Source organism: Paenarthrobacter sp. GQ52 (genome assembly GCF_059759005.1).
In genome coordinates this window covers 264,930-282,782 of the sequence record NZ_JCAXEJ010000002.1, presented here as the reverse complement: position 1 = coordinate 282,782, position 17,853 = coordinate 264,930, and the positions used below count along the sequence as shown (strand labels likewise).

The following is a 17,853-nucleotide window of genomic DNA, read 5'->3' as shown; positions in this document are numbered from 1 at the left end:
CGCCCGCACAGCCTGGGAGGCGAAAATGAAATCAACTACGGTCAGCATCATTGGCGGAGTCGCCCTCATGACGATGGGCATGCTGTTGCTTTTGGACCGTCTTGGCATCGTTGAAAGCGGGGTCTTTGCGCCGTTGATCACTTTCGCGGGGTTGGGAAGTGTGTTTGTGGCCCTCTTCATACTCCGGCGCGGGAACTGGTGGGCGGCAATCCCCGGTTCCGTGTTCTTGGGCTTGGCCGCTGTCATAGCCGCCACCAGCTTGACGGAGGGGGCAGCAGTGGGGTCTTTTCTGTTCCTCTTCATGGCAGCAGGATTCGGAGCGGTCTATCTGCGTGAACGCACTTTTTGGTGGGCCCTGATTCCGTGCGGGGTCATGTCCGTATTGGCGCTGATGGCGATCCTTCCGGCCGAACTGCAGGGCGCGCCGGCTGCCACTGTCTTGTTCCTCGGCCTTGCCGCTACTTTTGGACTGCTATCAGTGGTCCCCGTCCGGCTGCCCGGCGGTACGGAGGGAAGCCGGACGGGGAGAATGAGGTGGCCACTAATACCCGCGGCGGTGCTCGGAGTATTGGGTGTGACATTCGCCTTTCAGTCAGCTGTCCAGATCATCTCCGGGGACGTTGCGGTCCTGGCGGCGGTGATCCTGGCAGGCCTGGCGTTACTGGCCTACGGTTACCATGCCCGCAACATCGGACAGAAGAGCGTCCACGGACATTAGCATCGAGGACCGTTGCCTCGACGCCGACCGTAGCGGTCAGCGACTTCTCTTCTGGCCCTGGCGCTGGAGTCCCCGGCCTTGCCGCCACAGCGCGTCCAACGCGGCCAGGTCCTCAGCTGTGGCGTTACCGAAGGGAGGATTGTCCGGTTCAGGGAGTGCCCGGCGTTCCTGCCCGCGGGTGGCCCAGAGGCTCGTCCCGATGGACACGCCGAGAATTGTTGCGATGACGGCGAGGGAGATCGTCGTGGGGATGTAGTAGATGTCGATCTTAAGGAACATCTTGACGCCAACCCAGACCAGGACCAACGCCAGGCCTACCTTGAGGTAGACGAATCGGTGGATCAAGTCGGCGAGAAGGAAGTACATCGCCCTGAGGCCGAGAATAGCGAAAGCGTTGGCGGTGAAGACGAGGAAGACTTCATCGGTGACGGCGAAGATCGCCGGGATGGAGTCCACTGCGAAGACGATGTCGGTTGCTTCGACGAGGACCAGGACGGCGAGCAGTGGAGTCGCCAGAATAACGCCGTTCCTTCGGATCAGGAACCGTTGTCCATGGAACTTATCGGTCATCGGTACGCGGCTGCGGAACAGGGCCAGTATCCTCGAGTTTTCGGGTTCAAGATGTGAATTGCGATGAAGGATCATACGGATTCCGGTGATGAGGAGGAATGCGGCAAACAGGTACAACACCCAGCCTGCGCTGGCGATGATCGCCGAACCGGCCGCTATGAAGATCCCCCGGAAGACGAGCGCCCCAAGTACGCCGAAGAACAACACCCTGTGTTGGTACTCGCGTGGAACCACGAAGTACGTAAAGATGATGGCCCAGATGAAGACGTTATCGACCGCAAGTGACTTTTCAATCAAGTATCCGGCGAAATATTGCTGGCCGAACCCGGGTCCGTAAATCCGCCAGACCAGGAGGCCGAAGCCCACACCGAACGCTGTCCACAAGGCGGACCACGCAGCGGCCTCTCGTACCTTGATAACGTGCGCTCGTCGATGCGCAAACAAGTCAACGGCCAGCATAGCGAGGATAAAGCCGATAACGGCTAACCAGGACCACAACGGAACGTGCATCAGGGACCTACTTCCAGTCAGTAAACCAACTGGAGGTCTTTCCCGGCCACATTCAGCATGGCCTGCTCCGCCGGGCCGGACTTAGCCAGCCGTACTGACGACGGAGCATCAGGGATACTCCCCTCCGCTAACGAGAAACATCATAATTCACGAGCCGGGAGTCTGCATATGAAATGGGTCCAGAGGAAGCCAATTTTGAGTTGCTATGGAGCGGAGTTCAACTCTCCGGAAGGGGCGGAGCCATCGGGTCCGGTCTCCTCGTCCGTGCTGTAGGGCGCTCGAAGAGCGCACCCCAGATCCGCCACGAGTTCGTTAACGGCGTGTGAGACTGCGTCCCGGTCCTGCTGACAAAGCGTGCACTCAAAGCGCATATAGGCGCAGAACCGCAACCACCCCACGTTGCCCCCTGTTGCCAGCTGTGCGACCCAGACCTCGTTCGAATTGAGGTTCATGAACTCAATCACGGCCAGTGTGAGTGCCTGCTGGTCGAAGCCATTCATCTCCAACCCCATAAAGTTCGCCTGTGGAGATGCTAGTTTATCTAGTATTTGCTCGATGGATAGGGACAAGCCGTTGGTAGTGAATGATCGAATAACGGTCAGTGCAGTGCGGCGCTGTGTTCATGGATTTCGGTCTCATCTGCATGCCGGGAATCCGTAGACCAGGACATTCGAACTATGAAGTGTGCCTCAGGAGAGGATTTGGCTATCAAGGCGCCGGCATCCCCGGCAAGTTTGATACCGAACTGGATCTCCATGTGCTCCGGGGCCAGCTCCCGCATGGATTCCAAAGATCCGGGACCATGCTGGTTGAGGTCGACGACGACAGCTAGGGAGTGTGCTCTGGTGGGATGACGATGGTTGGGCACGCAATGTGCGTTAGGACACCGTGCACGGTAGAGCCCAACAACAATCGCGAAAATCCGCCCCGCCCCCGACTGCCCAGAACAAGCAGCCTTGCGTTAACAGATGCTTCCACCAAGGCGCGGACCGGCTCCTTGTGAGGCTCCGACACCTTTTTCACAGGCAAATCGGGATACGAGACGCTCAGCCCGGCAATAGTCTCCGAGAGGATGAGGCGCTCTTGGTCGTTGATGAGCCGCCTTAGTTCGGCTGGAGCCAAGCCGGCGTCGGTGGAAGGCTCGGGCGCGTTGTATGCATGAAGCACCGTGAGTTCCTGCCCATCCCGATCTGCCTCCGCGGCGGCGAAAGCAACGGCTTGGAGTGAATGCTCGGAACCATCCACTCCAACAATGACTCCGTGCCTGTCCCGGTAATCGTCTATTGCACCAACAACGGCCACAGGGCCTTCCGAAGCGCCTGCTATTTGAAGTGCGCGGTCCGTCAAGGTGCCGCCAAGGTGAGGGCTACCCGAACCGACGACAATAAGCGAGGTATTGCGTGCGTACTGTCCCAATGATGCGGCCACGCTCCCGACCAACAGTTCGGTGGTGACATCGATGTGGAATAGTTCGCCGATTCGGGCCGATGCAGCCTCCAACAGCTTCTCGCCGGAACGCCTGAAGGAATCCCGCCACGATAAAGGTTCAATCAGCCACCTGTCGTCGACCACATGCACTATGGTGAGCGGCACTCTTCGTTCCTCGGCCCTACGGCCCGCCCATATCAGAGCTGCTTCGCTCTGGGTTGAGTCCTTGATGCCAACGGCTATGGCGTTGTCCTCGCTCATAATGCTGCCTGCTTTCGGCGAAATTAGTTGGTGCTCAGTCAAACCAGTTGTCGTGAAGAGTGCTCAATCCGGAGGCGGCACGGAAGGCGGGCGGGATCCACCGAGATGGGAAGCATGCTGTTTTTGGAAACGTCCCGGAGCTGTTCCAACGCGTCGTCCGTGATGCTGGCGTGGCCGAGATCAACGGAGATGGCGGCGCCGGGAACAGCAGCGTTGATCCTGCGTGCAACGGCGAAGATGGTTCAGGTGGTGCCCGCGTTCGCTTTTCCGCGAGCCATTCGCTGCGATTCTCATGATCGTGGATGTCCGCGCTGCTCAGATAACGGGCCAAACAACCCGGGTCTGCCACTTAGCGGGGTCTGGCTCTTTTTCCGGGTCGCTCAAATAGAATTCCCACATGGTGTCTGAGGGCGTCATCCCTTCTGCGCTCATGCGCTCAAGGATGAGTGCGTACGTCCGTTCCAGGGTGTCGTAAGGTCCCTTGTGCACAGCTTCAAGGGCGTCCGACGCTGGAAGCAGGCCACTGATAACCTCTCCCGAAGCGGAAAAATCAGGGGTCACGGGAAAGCCGGCCTCTACGTCGACGGTGTCGGTCGGCATCCCGTGGTACATGGCGAACGGCGGGCCGATAGAGCTGGCATTCTGCGCCTGCGTAGCGGCCATGACTGCCTCGAAGGCGCGGCCGAAGAAATCCGTTAGATTCGCCATGGGGACACGCTCGCGGACCACTGCGGTGGGCTGGTCGGCGGTTCGAATCAATGTGGGTTGCTGGTCAAGGATGCTCATGTTTCAAGACTTCCCTGATCGGGTTGCTGACAGTAGGGTCGAACGACTCTAAACGGGGAAGAGGCGGTGGATGCGCCGGCAGCCCCCGGAGGCAATTCAGCTATGCCGCCTCAAAGGCCTCCCTGATCCATTGCCTCACTTCGGCATCAACCATGCTGGGATTGTGGAGTTCCAAGTGATGCATCCACACGGAAGGAGCGGGATGAGCTACTTCTTTGAACCTTGGGGAGTCGAGCTCATAGGGCAAGGCCAACGACAGCACGGCAGGTACCCCCGAATGGACGTACTTGTCAGGCCGCCACAAGTAGGCGAATCCACGATGCCGTCGAAGGGCGACCTGGCTCTTGGAGACGTGGACCTGAATATCACCGAGTCCATCGGCGAAGGAAAAGACGGCCTCGCAGATGGCCAGGCCTTGAGGAGACCCATCAAAAAAGGACACTGCGTCCGGGGGAGGAGCTGCGCTCATAGCGCCCTTTGGAGGCTGCGCCGGAGGAGCCACGCACCACTCAAAAGGAGAGTTGCGGCCATCGCTGCCAGGACGCCCAGGGCAGGCAGGATGTCAGTGAAGGAGGCGTCCCGCCGTTGGATGGCGGCCAAAGCGTCGTAAGCCCACCGATGCGGGGTGAGCCACGATATTGACTGTAGTGGTTCGGCGAAGAACTCCGGTGGCACCATGCAGCCTCCCAGTCCAGCCAATACGAGACCTGCGCCTATTCCGATACCTGTTGCGGCGCCGTCGTGATCCAAGAGCGAGCCGATGATCATGGCGCCTGCTGCGGCCACGGCGCTGAAGGCCACCAAGACCAGCGCGGTGAGCCAGATGTTGCCCCAATCGACGCCGAAGAGCAGGGCCGTGCCAACCAGGATGTACGCACCTTGGACTGATGCGATCCCGAACCTTCCCACTGCCTGCCCGGCAATCGTTTGACCGCTGGATACGGGTGCTGCCATGGTGCGCGAGATCACGCCGTACCGGCGGGCCTGGATCAGCGTGGCGGCGCCAGTCAGGGAACTGAGGAAGATGAACAGCAGCAGCTGCTGCACCGCTCCAAGATCGAAAACCCCAAGTCCACGGAACTCCTGCGCGGTGTTGTCGGTGTCGAGGATGTCTACCCGGGGTGCCTGGAAAGCTTCTCGAGCCTGCGCCAAGGCGGCCGCCGCGGCCTCTGCCGGAAGGCCTGCCCGTTCCAAAGCTGCGAGCTGACTGTGTCGCATGCTGATGGCCTGCAGGGAACCCCTTACTTCCTGTAGGGCGGCTTGGGCTGATGCTTGCGTTGCAGTAAGTATCTCCAGCTCCGCTCGGCGTCCGTCGTTGAATGCGGCGGCGGCTTCGACGCTGATAAGGAGCCCGACGTCGGCCCTGCCGCGTCCCAGCTGTTCGCGCACCACTTGCGGGGTGCCGGATTCCACCTGCATGCCGTCGGCTTTCAGTTGTTCCGTTACCGCGGATTCGAGCGCTGTTCCGGATCCTCCCGCCAGGGCGACCCGGGTTTCCGCACGGCTCGAACCGAACTGGGTGCCCAGCAACAGAATCAACAGGAGCGGGAAGATGAAGACGAAGAAGATGTTGGAGCGGTCGCGCAGGAAGCGCCGAACCTCCACGCCAGCGATGGCAAGGATCGCTTTCATGCCTTGGCTCCCCGGTCCGGCAGGAAACGGGAGACGAGGACGCACACAACCGCGAATCCCAACATCGTCATCAACGGCACGGCGATTTCTGCGACGCCACCGCCGCCGGCAGAGATTCCCAGGCCCCGGATGAACGCTCCCACCGGGTTCAGGTCCATCAGGACCGCCATGAATCCTGACGCTTGGATGGGAAAGAAGGCACCTCCGGCGATACCCAACACCATGGCAACAATGGATTGCGCCACATTGGCTTGTTCGGCTGTCCGAACCACCTTGGTCACAATAAAGGTCAAGCTGGTGGCCGCCGCCGCTGCCCCGAGGACCAGCAAACCCACAACGGCCGGGGAACCGAAGTCAACGCCGAAGAGGAGCGTGCCACTGGCAAGCAGCACGGCACTGGCGACGACTCCCAGTGAAAAACCAACAACCGCTTTGGCCGCGACAATGGTCCATTGCGGCACAGCTGTGGACCTGATCCGGCCGAGGGTTCCTTGTTCCTTTTCCGCCAGCAGTCCAAGAACACCGAATCCCACCGTGAACAGCAGAAACAACCCCGTTTGGCCGGCCACCAGGCCGGCCCGAAGCGACAACTGCCCAGCTGGCGCGGTTCCTTCCTTGACATCAAGGATCGGTTCGACGGTCACCGCGATTTGTCCCATGCCTGCCGCCGCATCAGGGGGGACTCCACCCCTTCTTGCGGCCGCCTCTGTTACTGCCGCAGCGGTGAACTGGTCCACGATTCCGGTCACGATTGAAATCAGGACACTCGTCTCGAGGACGGACCCGCTGCCTTCGATAAGCTGCAGGGTGGACGGCTGCCCTGTAGACAAGGCGGAACTGAAACCGGCCGGGATGACGATGCCCAAGGCGGCGCCGGTAGTGCGCGTTTCGGAGCTCACGGCATCCGTTGGCACCTCACGGACAGTGACCTTCATGGCCTCGACCGACCCAAGCGAGTCCAGCAGAGCAGCTCCGAGCGGACCGGAGTCTTCGACGCTCGCTACGACCGTGGCTGGTTGCAGGTCGACGCTGCCGGTACCCAGTCGGCCAAAAGCCAAGCTCAACACGCCCATCAGCGCCAAGGGGACGATCAGCGAAAAAATGAGCACCGACTTGTCCCTCAGCCGTTGACGAAAATCGTTGCCGACCATGGTCCACAGCGCTCGCACGGTCAGTCCCTGAGCGCTTTGCCGGTCAAATGCAGGAAAACCGATTCGAGGTCCGGACGTGTCACGGATACCGATGCCAGCGTCATTCCTGATCGGGCTGCGGTGGTAACGATGCCTGCGAGGAGAGCTGCACCGTCCGTGACGGTGAGGATCAACTCGGATCCCCCTGAATCAGTGACGCGATGAACGCCGTCGAGTGACCCAAGTGCTTCAGCGGCTGCCGTGGTCCGACCGGTCCCCATGAGGCTGATCCGGTCCACTCCGCCGGTTAGCGTGATGAGCTCGTCCCTGGTTCCTTCGGCCTGGACCTGGCCTTGGTCAAGTATGGCAATTCGGTCGCAGAGGCGCTCGGCCTCTTCCATGTAGTGCGTCGTGTAAAGGACAGCGGTGCCCTCCGTCGAGAGGTTTCCCACCGCCTCAAGAATCGAGTTCCGGGACTGAGGATCAACCCCCACGGTCGGTTCATCGAGGATCAGCAACCCGGGGCGGTGCAGCAAACCGACACCAATATTCAAACGACGCTTCATGCCACCGGAGTACTTTTTGGTTTGTTCACCGGCCCGCTCAGTCAGTCCAAGGAGATCCAAAACTGTATTCACCCTGGAGGACAACTCTTTCCGGCCCAGACCCTGGAGCCGGCCAAAGAAGTCCAGGTTCTCCCGGGCCGTCAGATCCGGATAAATGGCGAGTTCTTGGGGTACCAACCCCAGATGACGTTTTGCAGCAGTGCCTGCCGGGTCCATCCGGATGCCGACCACGTCCACTGTTCCGGAATCGGCGGGGATCAGACCGGCGACCATGTTGATGATGGTGGTCTTTCCGGCTCCGTTCGGGCCCAGGAGGCCGTAGGTCTCACCGGGGCGGATGGCGAAGGAGACGTCGTCGACGGCGGTCAGGTCACCGAATCTCTTGACGAGCCGGACTGCTGACAGGACTGTTCCGGTGCGAGGAGGTGCCACCTGATTCTTCAAGGGCGCACCGGACTATTCCAGGCCGGCCCGTGTTGCGTCGTTGAGTGGAGTCCGAAGCGACATCGGCGCTGAAAGGTCGAATCGTCTCCCGGTCACCGAGGCCGGAACAATCCTGAAGAGGTGGTCCTGACCCACTCCCTGCCACGGGAAAAGGGCGCGCCTGATCTCATCAAGTCGAGGGCCTTCGGTCCCTGCGTCCTCAACTGTGCCTTTCAGGACCACGCTCCATGCAATCCCGAATTCGGCACTGACGGAGTCTGCCTCGATGGCTACCACGGCGTCATCCTCCATGGCCCACTGTTTGGTTCCCGGTCCGGTCCTGAAAACCACAGTGTTGTTATCCACCGCGAAGTTCACGGGAAAGATGTCAGGGTGGCCGTCGACGATCACAGAAAGCCGCCCGACGTTGGCCTCGCCAAGGAGCCTCCAACAATCGTCCGATTCAAGTACTTCTGCCTCAGGCACTATGTTTTTGTCGCTCATGCGGAGATCCTACGGCCGCTTTCCGGTCCCCAACAGGGCCCAAAGGCCCGAGTGATCCCGGAACGTCTCCCGCCGGCTCCGGGGAGGCGACACCAAGCAACAGCAGGAGCAAACCTACTTCCGCCAAACCCGCTCCAAAGTAGGCCGCCTGCAGCGCACTGAACGGAATCAGTGCCATTTGGACGAATATCCACACCAGGATGGAATAGCCTGCAGCAGCAGCCGCCAAGGAAGCCAGGGCACTTCGCCGAAGAAGCAGGACGAAGGCCCCCGTATGCAATCCTCCGACGACAACCGCCAGCAGGAGCCCCGGAACCAAGTAGCTGCTGAACGGTGACCCTTCCAGGTATTCCTCGGGCAGCTGAAGCCCGGGCGGTAGAGCGCTCTTGTCCACTCCCGGCCATGACCCCCAGACCATGACCAGGCCGCCGGCCATCGATGTGATGGCAACCAGCCCTTGAACGATCAGAAGTATCACTCGAGTCATCGTTCCTCCTAAATGATGATGCGCCGAAAACGTTTGTCCGCGGCTACCGCCACGGAGGCAATCACGCGGACGCCCAAAGTTCCCAGCCAAGTGCCCGGTGCCAAACCACGACGGCGACCACTCGCCGTCGTACGTTTCTTCGCGACGCCGGTGCTACTCCGGATGCGCGGCCGTCATTCACGGCAGGCCGGCCGTCCCGTCAGCGTTCGGGGGCTGGAGTGGCTCGGGATCGAAGGCACCCTGATCCAGGCGGAAGGGCGGGTACTCGTCGCGCAGGAGGGCTCCGTAGATGAGCACACGGTAAACCCATCGGTTGATGCCCATGATGAAGCCGAACAGGGGCCGCGGGTAGCTGCCTGTGAACAACAGCATGACCAAGGCTATGAGGACCAACAGACCCAGCAAGGACAGTCCTCCGCCGCGATCGTTAACCACGCCGGCGGGTCCGTCCTCGGTTCTCCAGGCCCACGTCGCCGTTCCTGTGAACGCCCCCACGATCAGCAGGTGCGGTATGAGCAGCAACCAGGACTTTACAAGAACCAGGCCCCGGGAGAGGCGGGTCGGATAATCCACCTCCACGTTCGCCGGGTAGTCCGTCCGGGAGAGGCTGAATGGAGGATAGTGATCGGTCCCGCCTGCGGCGTAAGCATAGAAGGCCACGCGCCAGTTCCATCGGAGGACGCCGACATTGAAATGGAAGAGGGACAGCGGGTAGCGGCCGGTGAAGAGGATGGCGAACCAGGCAATGATGCTGGTGACGGCGAATGCGAACCAGAGGAAAAACAGCACGAAGAAATGGGGGATGGTGAGGAACCATTTCACCAGCCACATCCATGGCGACAGTGCGGGGTCCAGCTGGCCGGTGAAATGAAGCGGTGAGTTCATGGCGCTCGCCGGTGCGGAGCCCTGCGCTGCCGTAGATGTCGAAGGGGGCTGCCCCGGCGATCCGCCGCCACGGCCCAGACCTACGGCGCCCAACACCAACAGCGGCACGCCGATAAGGATGGCCAGGATGCCGGTGAACAACAGGCCCATTGCTGCGGGTTTGATGAGGTCGGAACGGAAACCGGCTTGCAGATCTGTGGAGACCCCGCCGCTGGCGTCGGCGTTCATCACCACCACCGTCCAATTACCGGGGGCTATGTTCCAGGTAAGCTCTTGCTCGCCCGGCCCGGAGGCTGATGCTGCCCAAAATTGCCGGGAACCGGGCGTTGCGGGTGCGGAAGATCCGGGAACGTCCCTGTAAACAGGCCGGAAGGGCTGGAATTTCACTTCACGCAATTCGGTGTGGTGTACCCCTGCAAGGTACGCGTCCACCTCGCTTTGGGGGGCGATGCCGATGAAGACTTCCCGGCCGGGATCCGTCGCAGTGGCACGGAGCCTGAGGGTTCCGACGTCGAAGGGAAGCCTCTCGGGGGTGCCCTCGCCCACGGCATCGAGTTGGGGGGAGACCAATGCGCGGGACGAAACCGTGTAGCGCTCAGTTGGGGAGGTGAAGAAGGCTCCGTCGTCTTGGGAAGAGGCGAGCCATGCCGCTGCCGCACCTGCCGATGCCATTGTGAAGCCGAGCAAAGAGAGAACTATGCCGACAACAAGAAGGACGATTTTACCGGGCTTTTTCATGGCTAGAGTTCTTTCCGGTTGAAGATCAGCGAGGCAACGCCGAGGGCAGCGGCGGCGACCGCAAGGCTGCTCACTGCAGGCCAAGCAGGCGAGACGTGTTCCTGACCGGCGGCAATCGCGGCCGCGATGCCGGGCACACCTGGCGGCCCAAAGCTCGCAAGCGGATCCCAGGCCGCACCCACGGCCAGCAGCGCGTAGATCCCCAACCCTGTGCCGGCTGCCCCGGCCGGTGCCGGGATCAAAACCGAGAACAGCATGGTGTAGGACAGCGCCAGAATCCCGTAGAGCAGGAGCAGGAACGCCGCGCCCCTCGACTGCGCGGAAGATGCGGTCCCGAAGGTCAATAGGGTCTTGGTCAGCCCTACCGCTTCAATCACAGCAGGCGCGCCGGGCGCCGCTCGCTCTGGAGCTGCTGGGACGGACATCTGGCCTGTGGTCATCTCAAGGACCCTTCTCTGGGGAGTGGACCACCAGGACGGGGCAGTGCGCGTGCGCAACGCAGGCCGAACTGACCGAGCCAAGGAGAAGTCCACCAAAACCACCGTGACCGCGCCGGCCTACCACCAGAAGTGACGCATGTTTGCTGCCTTCAACAAGCCCTGCTCGGGGAGACCGTTGAACAAGGCGGGAACTGACGTTCCTGGGCTTCTCAGTACCGAAAGCCTCCACCACTGCCTTATCGAGTCGTTCCTCGGCATCATGGGCAAAGCCGTCTATGCCCATGGCCAGATATCCCTCGTATCCCAGCGGCATCTCCCAGCACCCCCACGCTTCAAGCGGTGCGTTGAGGGCCAGGGCAATGCGCTGCCCTTGGCGCAGCGCCTCCACCGATGCTTGGGATCCGTCGACGCCAACAATGATCTTGCTCGGGTCAAGCCAGCTTGCCATTACGCGCTCCTCCGGGTTCCATGTTTTTTGGCAATGACCAAGAGCTCTTCACCCCACGCAGTTGCGCGGGACGTCTCTCCGTCAAGCAAGGGCCCCTCAGTTCCCTTGACGTAGAAAGCCATGGGCTTGACAACTATGCTGGCTCCGGCGTCTTTCAGGGTTTTTGAGATCTTTTTGGCCGCATCACCGTGGATGAACAACTTGACCCTCGTATCAAAGCCGGCAGCAACCACTCCGGAAAGCCCACGGCTACCAAGCCGGGCCAGAGCCTCCATCGTCTTCTGGGTGGGACGCCAACCATTGATGGGGCTTCCCACCACCAAAAGGTCGCCTGAGGAGACATCTTCGGGTCGGAGCTGTCCGACGGGCAACACTTTCGCGTTGAGTGATTTGAGGCCCGCTGCAATGGCCTCAGCGATCGACTTGGTGTTGCCAAAGCCGGAATCGTAAACGACGAGTGCTTTCATGACTGTTCCTTATTCTTCTCGTGGGCGTCTGTCCGGGCGCGCGCGGCCTCCAGCGAAACGGGCGGTCACCCATGAAAAGGGTTGCCCAGTACGTTCCCCCACCCATCACGAGGAAACCCACCACACCCAGTGCCAGACTGCCTAGTGGGAAACTCACCAGCAGCAGTCCGAGCCCGCCGAGCGCAGCAAGGCCGCCTCGCCTAATGCCCTTCCAGCGGCGTCGATCAAGGTCTTCCAGGCTCATGAGTGCTGCCAGCCTGGGGTCCTCCTCCAGAAGACCCTGCGAAATGTTGTCCAGTTCGAGCCGTTCGAACTCTGAAAGTGCCATGGTGTGCCTCCTGCCTTCCCTCCCAGCATGTGTGGTGCCGGAATTAGGAAACAGGGCCGAAAGTCACTCCAAGGTTCAGGACCAAAGACTCTGCCCCGGCTGTCCCGCGCCGGCCAGAATCAAGGCATGCAGCCAGCCAGCGAAGAGTCACATGTCAAATGGTTTGAGGACATCGGAATGGGGGATGTTCCCGAAGTGGGCGGTAAGAATGCGTCACTGGGTGAACTCACCACATCGTTGCGCTCAGCAGGGGTGAAGGTCCCCGACGGCTTCGCTACGACATCCGGCGCGTACAGGAAGTTCTTGGCTGCCAACGAACTCGAAGCGGTCATCAGTCATTCCATTAGCGAGCTTAGGTCAGGCAGGTTGTCTCTTCGCGAGACGGGGCATGCCATCCGCGATTCGATGTTGGCTGGGGAATTTCCGGCCGGGCTTGTCGAGAGCATGAGGCAGAACTATCGGCGTCTGGGTGACCGGGTCGGGCAGGAGCAGGTGGCGGTAGCTGTCCGCAGCAGCGCAACGGCAGAGGACCTGCCGGATGCCAGCTTTGCCGGGCAACAGGAAACATTCCTGAGTATCTCAGGTGAGAGCGCACTCTTGGATGCCTGCCGACGCTGTTTTGCCTCGCTGTTCACCGATCGCGCCATTAGCTACCGGGAGATCAAAGGGTTTGGGCACCTGGAGGTGGCACTGTCCATAGGCGTCCAGCGCATGGTTAGATCGGACATCGGAGCTTCAGGGGTGATGTTCTCCATCGATACGGAGTCGGGCTTTTCACAGAGCGTCGTCATCAGCGCGGCCTGGGGATTGGGCGAGACCGTTGTCCAGGGAACCATAAACCCGGACAAGTACCAAGTGTTCAAACCGCTACTGGATAACCCCGCTCTGGTGCCTGTGATCGAGAGATCCGTGGGATCCAAAGAGCGGAAGATGATTTACCGCCTGGGAGGGACCGTCTCCACGGGGATGGTGGAAACCACCGACAAAGAACGACGGGCCACTGTTCTCCCGGACCTCGACATCATCAAGCTCGCGCGGTGGGCCGTGTCCGTGGAAGACCACTACGGACGTCCCATGGACATGGAATGGGCCAAAGATGGCGTCACAGGCGAGCTGTTCATGGTCCAGGCGCGACCGGAAACAGTCCAGGCCCAAAAAAGCGGGACGCTCTTCCGCATGTACCATCTGGGACAGGATGGCCGTCTCCTTGCATCCGGCGCCGCGGTCGGGAACTCCATTGCTGTAGGCCCCGTTTGCATCATCCGCGATGCCAAGGACATCGAGGCGTTTGTGGATGGGGCCATTTTGGTAACCCGGATGACGGACCCTGACTGGGTTCCCGTGATGAAGCGGGCAGCTGGGATCGTGACTGACCACGGGGGACCAACCAGTCACGCGGCGATTGTGAGCCGTGAGCTAGGCGTTCCCGCTGTGGTGGGTACTGGCGACGCAACTGAAGCGCTGGCAGGGAGGGAAGTTGTCACGCTCTCGTGCGCCGAAGGAGAAGAGGGACACGTCTATGACGGGAAAATGGACTTCGACGTAGAAGAGGTGGACACCGGGAGCCTTGCCAAAACACGCACGGACATCATGGTCAACATCGCCAGCCCGGCCGCAGCTTTCACCTGGTGGTGTCTTCCTGCGGCCGGAGTCGGCCTCGCGAGGATGGAATTCATTATCAACAACTTGATCCGTGTTCATCCGATGTCCCTTGTCCATCCCGAGTTGGTGATGGATGACGCCGAATCCGCTGTTATTGAACAACTAACCAGGGACTACGCCAGCCCCGAGGAGTATTTCGTCAGTGTCCTTGCCACAGGCATAGCCAAGATTGCTGCTCCTTTCCATCCGAAACCAGTGGTTGTCCGGCTCAGCGATTTCAAGAGCAACGAGTATGGACATCTCATCGGAGGCAGCTTCTTCGAACACCCCGAAGAAAACCCCATGCTGGGATTCCGAGGGGCCTCCCGCTACTACAACAAGCACTACCGTGAAGCCTTCGCGTTGGAATGCCGGGCTGTGAAACGCGCGCGTGAAGTCATCGGGTTCTCAAACGTCATTGTCATGGTTCCTTTTTGCCGCACAGTGGACGAAGCGGACAAGGTGCTCAATGCGATGTAGGAGAACGGACTTGTGCGTGGAGAGCACGGGCTGCGCATCTACATGATGTGTGAGATCCCTTCCAACGTGGTGCTGGCGGAGCAATTCGCCCGCCGCTTTGATGGGTTCTCCATCGGCTCCAATGATTTGACCCAATTGGTGCTCGGCGTAGACCGTGATTCCGAGCAATTGGCGGGGCTCTTCGATGAACGCGATGAAGCCGTGACCACCATGATCTCGGAGGTCATCGGGAAGGCACATGCAGCAGGAATCCGGATAGGGATTTGTGGTCAAGGTCCAAGTAACCATCCGGACTTTGCGGAATTCCTTGTTCGAGAAGGCATAGACTCGATTTCACTGAATCCCGATACCTTCATCCGGACGGTCCCCTTGATAGCTGCTGCAGAAAAGCACCTCAAACGGCCGGACCCAGTGTAAAGCCATGAAGGGATCACCCACGGCGGCTGCGGTGAGACCCCCGTATGACGCGGTCATCTTCGATCTGGATGGCGTAGTCACCCGGACAGCCATGGTGCATCAGTTGGCGTGGCGCGACGCGTACGAGGCGATTATGGGCGATCCCAGGTTTCCCAAGCTCAAACCAGTACAGCCGTTTACTTCAAATGACTATTTGTCCTTGGTGGACGGCAAACCCCGCGAAGTCGGGCTTATGAACCTGCTGGCGTCCCGGGGCGTCGAGGTTGACCTCGGCGCACCAACTGATGCAACCGGTGATTGGACCGCCTACGGGCTTGGGGCGCTGAAGAACAAGGCTTACCTGGCCCGCCTTAAGAAGGACGGCGTCCAGGCTTACCCCGGAACGCTGGAACTGCTGGACAGCTTGCAGGCGGCCGGGGTTCCGGCGGGAGTGGTTACTTCGAGCCGCAATGCCACACCTGTACTTGCCGCAGCGGGAATGACGGAAGCCTTCGCCGCCGTCGTGGACGGTACCGTCGCCTCAAAATTGGGGCTCCCGGGCAAACCTGAACCGGATGTATTCCTGGAGGCGGCCAGGCGCCTGGGGGTCTCGCCGGGTCGCGCCGTGGTCATTGAAGACTCGGTGGCGGGGGTGACATCCGCCCGACGCGGTGAATTCGGGCTTGTGGTGGGTATCGACCGACAGGGGACCCGCCGACAACTCGAAGCAGCTGGTGCGCACGTGGTCCTCAACGATGTGGGCGAGCTGGACCTGGGCCTGGTCATGAGTAATCCCTGGCAGCTCACCTACGAAGGGACAGCGCCGGAACACGAGGGGCACCGTGAAGCCCTCACTACGCTGGGCAACGGATACATGGGTGGGATGGCCTCGGGCGCCCACGCGATCTTGATACCCGAGCACAGGGTTTCCCTGCAGCAAATAGCCGCATGGGTAAGGTCGGCCCATGAACGTGGCAGGGCCCCTTTGGTGGTGGTCGCAGAGGCTTTCGCACCCGCGGCTTTCGACAGGGTCCTTGCCACCCGCCTGGGTATGGCTGCGGTTGGTCTCGCTTATGCAGGGAGACGGGGGACCATGGTCTCCCTGAAAGGCACCGACATCACCGATGTGCCCCTCGCATCGGCTTTGGGGGATCTCAAGACCGTTCCGGAGGCACGCTACAAGGAAGCGGAAGCCTTGTTCGGATAGCGTGGAGTTTGGCCCGCCGTAATGGGGCATGCCTTCCAGCGTCCAAGGTCCTGCAACGGGGCCGGGGATCCAGAAGAGGCGGGACTTCCGGCCCTTACGGCTTAACTCTGTCTGCGGGCATGCTGATGGAAGGCATAGGGGGACCGATGATGCCGTGATCGGCAAGTGCAGAAGGGGCGGCCTCATGAATGGGATCTTTGAGCTTTTTACGGACGGTCAGGCCAACGTCAGGTTCCGGCTGGTGGACTCCGAGGGAAGGGAACTCGCAGTCTCCTGCTCCTACGTAGACAAGGACTCCGCGGTGCAGGGCATCTCCCATGTCAGAGAGTGTGTAGGCATGGGCTTGGTCCAGGACCATTGTTCGCCCATGACGCCAGCCGACACGAGACCCGCAGGCAGCCGGGCTCCTGCGAAGGGGCAGATGCGCAGGGCTGCCGAATGAAGATAGAACGCATTCCTGAGAAGCCGGAACCAGTTGAGTCTCAGCGCTCATCCGACGCGGCCGTATCAGAGACGAGTAAGCAGGGTCACGGAAAGCGTCCGACAATCCCACAGAATCCGTTGGTTCAGCAGTTGTTCCGGCTGGGCAAACGACGTGAGGACGCGGAGGCGAAACTCGAGAAACGGTTCACCAAGAAAAAGAAGGCGTGAAGTCCAACCACGGTCACGCTGACCCTTCATGGAATCCTCAGCACGGCAGCTCCAGTGATTCTGTCATTCGCGAGGTCGTCCAATGCCTTGTCAGCGGCTGCGAAGGCGTATGCCGTGGTGGTGGGAATCAAAGGCATGTCCGCTGCGAGGGCAAGCAATTCCGTTCCGTCGGCCCTCGTGTTGGCGGTGACGCTGCGGACTTGTTTCTCGTAGAAGAGCTCGTCGGCATAGTTAATCGCGGGGATGTCGGAAAGGTGGATGCCAGCCACCGCCAGAGTTCCGCCTCTGTCCAACGCCCTCATAGCGACAGGTACCAGGTCACCGATCGGTGCGAAGAGAATGGCTGAGTCCAGCTTCACGGGAGGAGCGTCGAATGCACCGCCGGCATATTCTGCCCCCAGGCTGCGGGCCAAAACCTGCGCCTCCTCGGATCGTGTCATGACGAAGACCGACGCGCCTGAATGGATTGCGATTTGCGCGGTCAGGTGGGCAGAGCCTCCGAACCCGTAGATGCCCAGGCGGCCGCCGGGGGGAAGGGCAGCTCGTTTCAGGGCACGGTAGCCAATGATTCCCGAGCAAAGGAGCGGCGCTGCCTCCTCATCGCTGAATTGGGGAGAAATGGCGTAGGCAAAGTCCTCCCGGACTGTCATCATTTCCGCGAAGCCGCCGTCGCGGTCCCAGCCCGTGAAAACCGGTTTGCTGCACAGGTTCTCGGCGCCGCGCTGGCAATAGCGGCAAACCCCGCATGTGCCACCGAGCCATGCGACGCCCACCCTGTCGCCGGCTTCAAACCTGCCGGTACCGGGGCCTGATTCCACTACGATTCCCACAGCTTCATGACCTGGAACAATCTGGGAATGCCGCGGAGGAAGGTCACCTTCAGCCAGATGTAGGTCTGTGCGGCAGACCCCACACACGTTGACTCGAACGAGTATTTCGCCCTCGTCAGGTGTCGGTACGCTCTTGGTTCCTTGCTCCAGCGGGTGAGTTGACGTGTTTCCTGGTCTTCCCACCCACCACGCCTTCATCGTGTTTGCCATGCAATGAGCGTGATGCAGATGTTATCCGGCAACAAGAGTCAAAGATCCTGCTGGGACTGGGGTGTCCGGGCACTGTGACCTTCGGCCCTGTTCGATGCTGTTTGTTCACGGCATTCT

General features: G+C 60.7%; 20 protein-coding genes and 1 pseudogene. 4 read left to right on the top strand and 17 right to left on the bottom strand.

The window, feature by feature from the left end; all coding sequences use genetic code 11:
- The first annotated feature begins 25 nt into the window (after positions 1–25).
- Positions 26–718: a hypothetical protein gene (locus AC6CH8_RS04855; RefSeq protein ID WP_498189053.1), complete on the top strand. Its 693-nt coding sequence runs from the start codon at positions 26–28 to the stop codon at positions 716–718.
- A gap of 36 nt (positions 719–754) precedes the next feature.
- On the opposite strand, the gene AC6CH8_RS04850 is transcribed toward AC6CH8_RS04855, so the two are convergent.
- The 16 genes from AC6CH8_RS04850 to AC6CH8_RS04775 form a co-directional block, all read right to left on the bottom strand.
- Positions 755–1,798, bottom strand: coding sequence for a TerC family protein (locus AC6CH8_RS04850; protein ID WP_498189051.1), 1,044 nt, complete (start codon positions 1,796–1,798; stop codon positions 755–757).
- Positions 1,799–2,001: 203 nt separating this feature from the next.
- Complete coding sequence (locus AC6CH8_RS04845; protein WP_498189050.1) at positions 2,002–2,298, bottom strand: hypothetical protein; 297 nt, start codon at positions 2,296–2,298, stop codon at positions 2,002–2,004.
- Positions 2,299–2,396: 98 nt separating this feature from the next.
- Positions 2,397–2,579, bottom strand: coding sequence for a CU044_2847 family protein (locus AC6CH8_RS04840; protein WP_498189048.1), 183 nt, complete (start codon positions 2,577–2,579; stop codon positions 2,397–2,399).
- Between the two features lie 47 nt (positions 2,580–2,626).
- The gene (locus AC6CH8_RS04835; protein ID WP_498189046.1) at positions 2,627–3,487 is read right to left on the bottom strand and encodes a universal stress protein; all 861 of its coding nucleotides are present in this window, start codon (positions 3,485–3,487) and stop codon (positions 2,627–2,629) included.
- 315 nt (positions 3,488–3,802) lie between these two features.
- A complete protein-coding gene (locus AC6CH8_RS04830; RefSeq protein ID WP_498189044.1) occupies positions 3,803–4,273 on the bottom strand; it encodes a GyrI-like domain-containing protein in 471 nt (156 codons plus the stop codon).
- A 100-nt stretch (positions 4,274–4,373) separates the two neighbouring features.
- Positions 4,374–4,742: a DUF5655 domain-containing protein gene (locus AC6CH8_RS04825; protein ID WP_498189042.1), complete on the bottom strand. Its 369-nt coding sequence runs from the start codon at positions 4,740–4,742 to the stop codon at positions 4,374–4,376.
- The gene (locus AC6CH8_RS04820) at positions 4,739–5,905 is read right to left on the bottom strand and encodes an ABC transporter permease (RefSeq protein WP_498189040.1); all 1,167 of its coding nucleotides are present in this window, start codon (positions 5,903–5,905) and stop codon (positions 4,739–4,741) included. Before AC6CH8_RS04820 ends, AC6CH8_RS04825 begins: the two co-directional genes overlap by 4 nt.
- Entirely contained in the window at positions 5,902–7,074 is a 1,173-nt protein-coding gene (locus AC6CH8_RS04815; protein ID WP_498189038.1) for an ABC transporter permease, read from the bottom strand. Before AC6CH8_RS04815 ends, AC6CH8_RS04820 begins: the two co-directional genes overlap by 4 nt.
- 2 nt (positions 7,075–7,076) lie before the next feature.
- Complete coding sequence (locus AC6CH8_RS04810) at positions 7,077–8,033, bottom strand: ABC transporter ATP-binding protein (RefSeq protein WP_498189036.1); 957 nt, start codon at positions 8,031–8,033, stop codon at positions 7,077–7,079.
- Between the two features lie 24 nt (positions 8,034–8,057).
- On the bottom strand, positions 8,058–8,528 hold the full coding sequence (locus AC6CH8_RS04805) for a pyridoxamine 5'-phosphate oxidase family protein (RefSeq protein WP_091466972.1): 471 nt from the start codon (positions 8,526–8,528) through the stop codon (positions 8,058–8,060).
- Entirely contained in the window at positions 8,503–9,015 is a 513-nt protein-coding gene (locus AC6CH8_RS04800; protein WP_498189034.1) for a hypothetical protein, read from the bottom strand. Before AC6CH8_RS04800 ends, AC6CH8_RS04805 begins: the two co-directional genes overlap by 26 nt.
- A gap of 177 nt (positions 9,016–9,192) precedes the next feature.
- Positions 9,193–10,638 carry a DUF4389 domain-containing protein gene (locus AC6CH8_RS04795; protein ID WP_498189032.1) on the bottom strand — a complete coding sequence of 482 codons (1,446 nt, stop codon included), beginning with the start codon at positions 10,636–10,638 and terminating at the stop codon, positions 9,193–9,195.
- Positions 10,639–10,640: 2 nt separating this feature from the next.
- Positions 10,641–11,078 carry a hypothetical protein gene (locus AC6CH8_RS04790; protein WP_498189030.1) on the bottom strand — a complete coding sequence of 146 codons (438 nt, stop codon included), beginning with the start codon at positions 11,076–11,078 and terminating at the stop codon, positions 10,641–10,643.
- 1 nt (position 11,079) lies between these two features.
- Positions 11,080–11,526, bottom strand: coding sequence for a universal stress protein (locus tag AC6CH8_RS04785; protein ID WP_498189028.1), 447 nt, complete (start codon positions 11,524–11,526; stop codon positions 11,080–11,082).
- Positions 11,526–11,993 (bottom strand): flavodoxin family protein, encoded by a 468-nt coding sequence (locus tag AC6CH8_RS04780; protein WP_498189026.1) that lies wholly within the window; start codon positions 11,991–11,993, stop codon positions 11,526–11,528. The genes AC6CH8_RS04785 and AC6CH8_RS04780 overlap by 1 nt, the downstream gene beginning before the upstream one ends.
- Positions 11,938–12,321, bottom strand: coding sequence for a DUF3040 domain-containing protein (locus AC6CH8_RS04775; RefSeq protein WP_498189024.1), 384 nt, complete (start codon positions 12,319–12,321; stop codon positions 11,938–11,940). Before AC6CH8_RS04775 ends, AC6CH8_RS04780 begins: the two co-directional genes overlap by 56 nt.
- Positions 12,322–12,447: 126 nt before the next feature.
- Between AC6CH8_RS04775 and ppsA the strand changes: the two are divergent.
- From ppsA to AC6CH8_RS04760, 3 genes and pseudogenes are all read left to right on the top strand, one after another.
- Positions 12,448–14,859 (top strand): annotated as a pseudogene (gene ppsA, locus AC6CH8_RS04770) (phosphoenolpyruvate synthase).
- Between the two features lie 4 nt (positions 14,860–14,863).
- Positions 14,864–16,045 carry an HAD family hydrolase gene (locus tag AC6CH8_RS04765; protein ID WP_498189022.1) on the top strand — a complete coding sequence of 394 codons (1,182 nt, stop codon included), beginning with the start codon at positions 14,864–14,866 and terminating at the stop codon, positions 16,043–16,045.
- Between the two features lie 184 nt (positions 16,046–16,229).
- Positions 16,230–16,487: a YegP family protein gene (locus AC6CH8_RS04760; protein WP_498189020.1), complete on the top strand. Its 258-nt coding sequence runs from the start codon at positions 16,230–16,232 to the stop codon at positions 16,485–16,487.
- Positions 16,488–16,722: 235 nt separating this feature from the next.
- On the opposite strand, the gene AC6CH8_RS04755 is transcribed toward AC6CH8_RS04760, so the two are convergent.
- Positions 16,723–17,724, bottom strand: coding sequence for a zinc-dependent alcohol dehydrogenase family protein (locus tag AC6CH8_RS04755; RefSeq protein ID WP_498189255.1), 1,002 nt, complete (start codon positions 17,722–17,724; stop codon positions 16,723–16,725).
- Between the last annotated feature and the right edge of the window lie 129 nt (positions 17,725–17,853).

Bases quoted from the DNA above. Each gene is read 5' to 3' on its own strand.
- AC6CH8_RS04795 (WP_498189032.1), bottom strand. From the start codon at position 10,638: ATGAAAAAGCCCGGTAAAATCGTCCTTCTTGTTGTCGGCATAGTTCTC.
- AC6CH8_RS04760 (WP_498189020.1), top strand. From the start codon at position 16,230: ATGAATGGGATCTTTGAGCTTTTTACGGACGGTCAGGCCAACGTCAGG.
- AC6CH8_RS04775 (WP_498189024.1), bottom strand. From the start codon at position 12,321: ATGGCACTTTCAGAGTTCGAACGGCTCGAACTGGACAACATTTCGCAG.
- AC6CH8_RS04825 (WP_498189042.1), bottom strand. From the start codon at position 4,742: ATGAGCGCAGCTCCTCCCCCGGACGCAGTGTCCTTTTTTGATGGGTCT.
- AC6CH8_RS04765 (WP_498189022.1), top strand. From the start codon at position 14,864: ATGAAGGGATCACCCACGGCGGCTGCGGTGAGACCCCCGTATGACGCG.
- AC6CH8_RS04785 (WP_498189028.1), bottom strand. From the start codon at position 11,526: ATGGCAAGCTGGCTTGACCCGAGCAAGATCATTGTTGGCGTCGACGGA.
- AC6CH8_RS04755 (WP_498189255.1), bottom strand. From the start codon at position 17,724: ATGAAGGCGTGGTGGGTGGGAAGACCAGGAAACACGTCAACTCACCCG.
- AC6CH8_RS04830 (WP_498189044.1), bottom strand. From the start codon at position 4,273: ATGAGCATCCTTGACCAGCAACCCACATTGATTCGAACCGCCGACCAG.
- AC6CH8_RS04840 (WP_498189048.1), bottom strand. From the start codon at position 2,579: ATGCGGGAGCTGGCCCCGGAGCACATGGAGATCCAGTTCGGTATCAAA.
- AC6CH8_RS04805 (WP_091466972.1), bottom strand. From the start codon at position 8,528: ATGAGCGACAAAAACATAGTGCCTGAGGCAGAAGTACTTGAATCGGAC.
- AC6CH8_RS04800 (WP_498189034.1), bottom strand. From the start codon at position 9,015: ATGACTCGAGTGATACTTCTGATCGTTCAAGGGCTGGTTGCCATCACA.
- AC6CH8_RS04780 (WP_498189026.1), bottom strand. From the start codon at position 11,993: ATGAAAGCACTCGTCGTTTACGATTCCGGCTTTGGCAACACCAAGTCG.
- AC6CH8_RS04835 (WP_498189046.1), bottom strand. From the start codon at position 3,487: ATGAGCGAGGACAACGCCATAGCCGTTGGCATCAAGGACTCAACCCAG.
- AC6CH8_RS04850 (WP_498189051.1), bottom strand. From the start codon at position 1,798: ATGCACGTTCCGTTGTGGTCCTGGTTAGCCGTTATCGGCTTTATCCTC.
- AC6CH8_RS04790 (WP_498189030.1), bottom strand. From the start codon at position 11,078: ATGACCACAGGCCAGATGTCCGTCCCAGCAGCTCCAGAGCGAGCGGCG.
- AC6CH8_RS04845 (WP_498189050.1), bottom strand. From the start codon at position 2,298: ATGAATGGCTTCGACCAGCAGGCACTCACACTGGCCGTGATTGAGTTC.
- AC6CH8_RS04820 (WP_498189040.1), bottom strand. From the start codon at position 5,905: ATGAAAGCGATCCTTGCCATCGCTGGCGTGGAGGTTCGGCGCTTCCTG.
- AC6CH8_RS04855 (WP_498189053.1), top strand. From the start codon at position 26: ATGAAATCAACTACGGTCAGCATCATTGGCGGAGTCGCCCTCATGACG.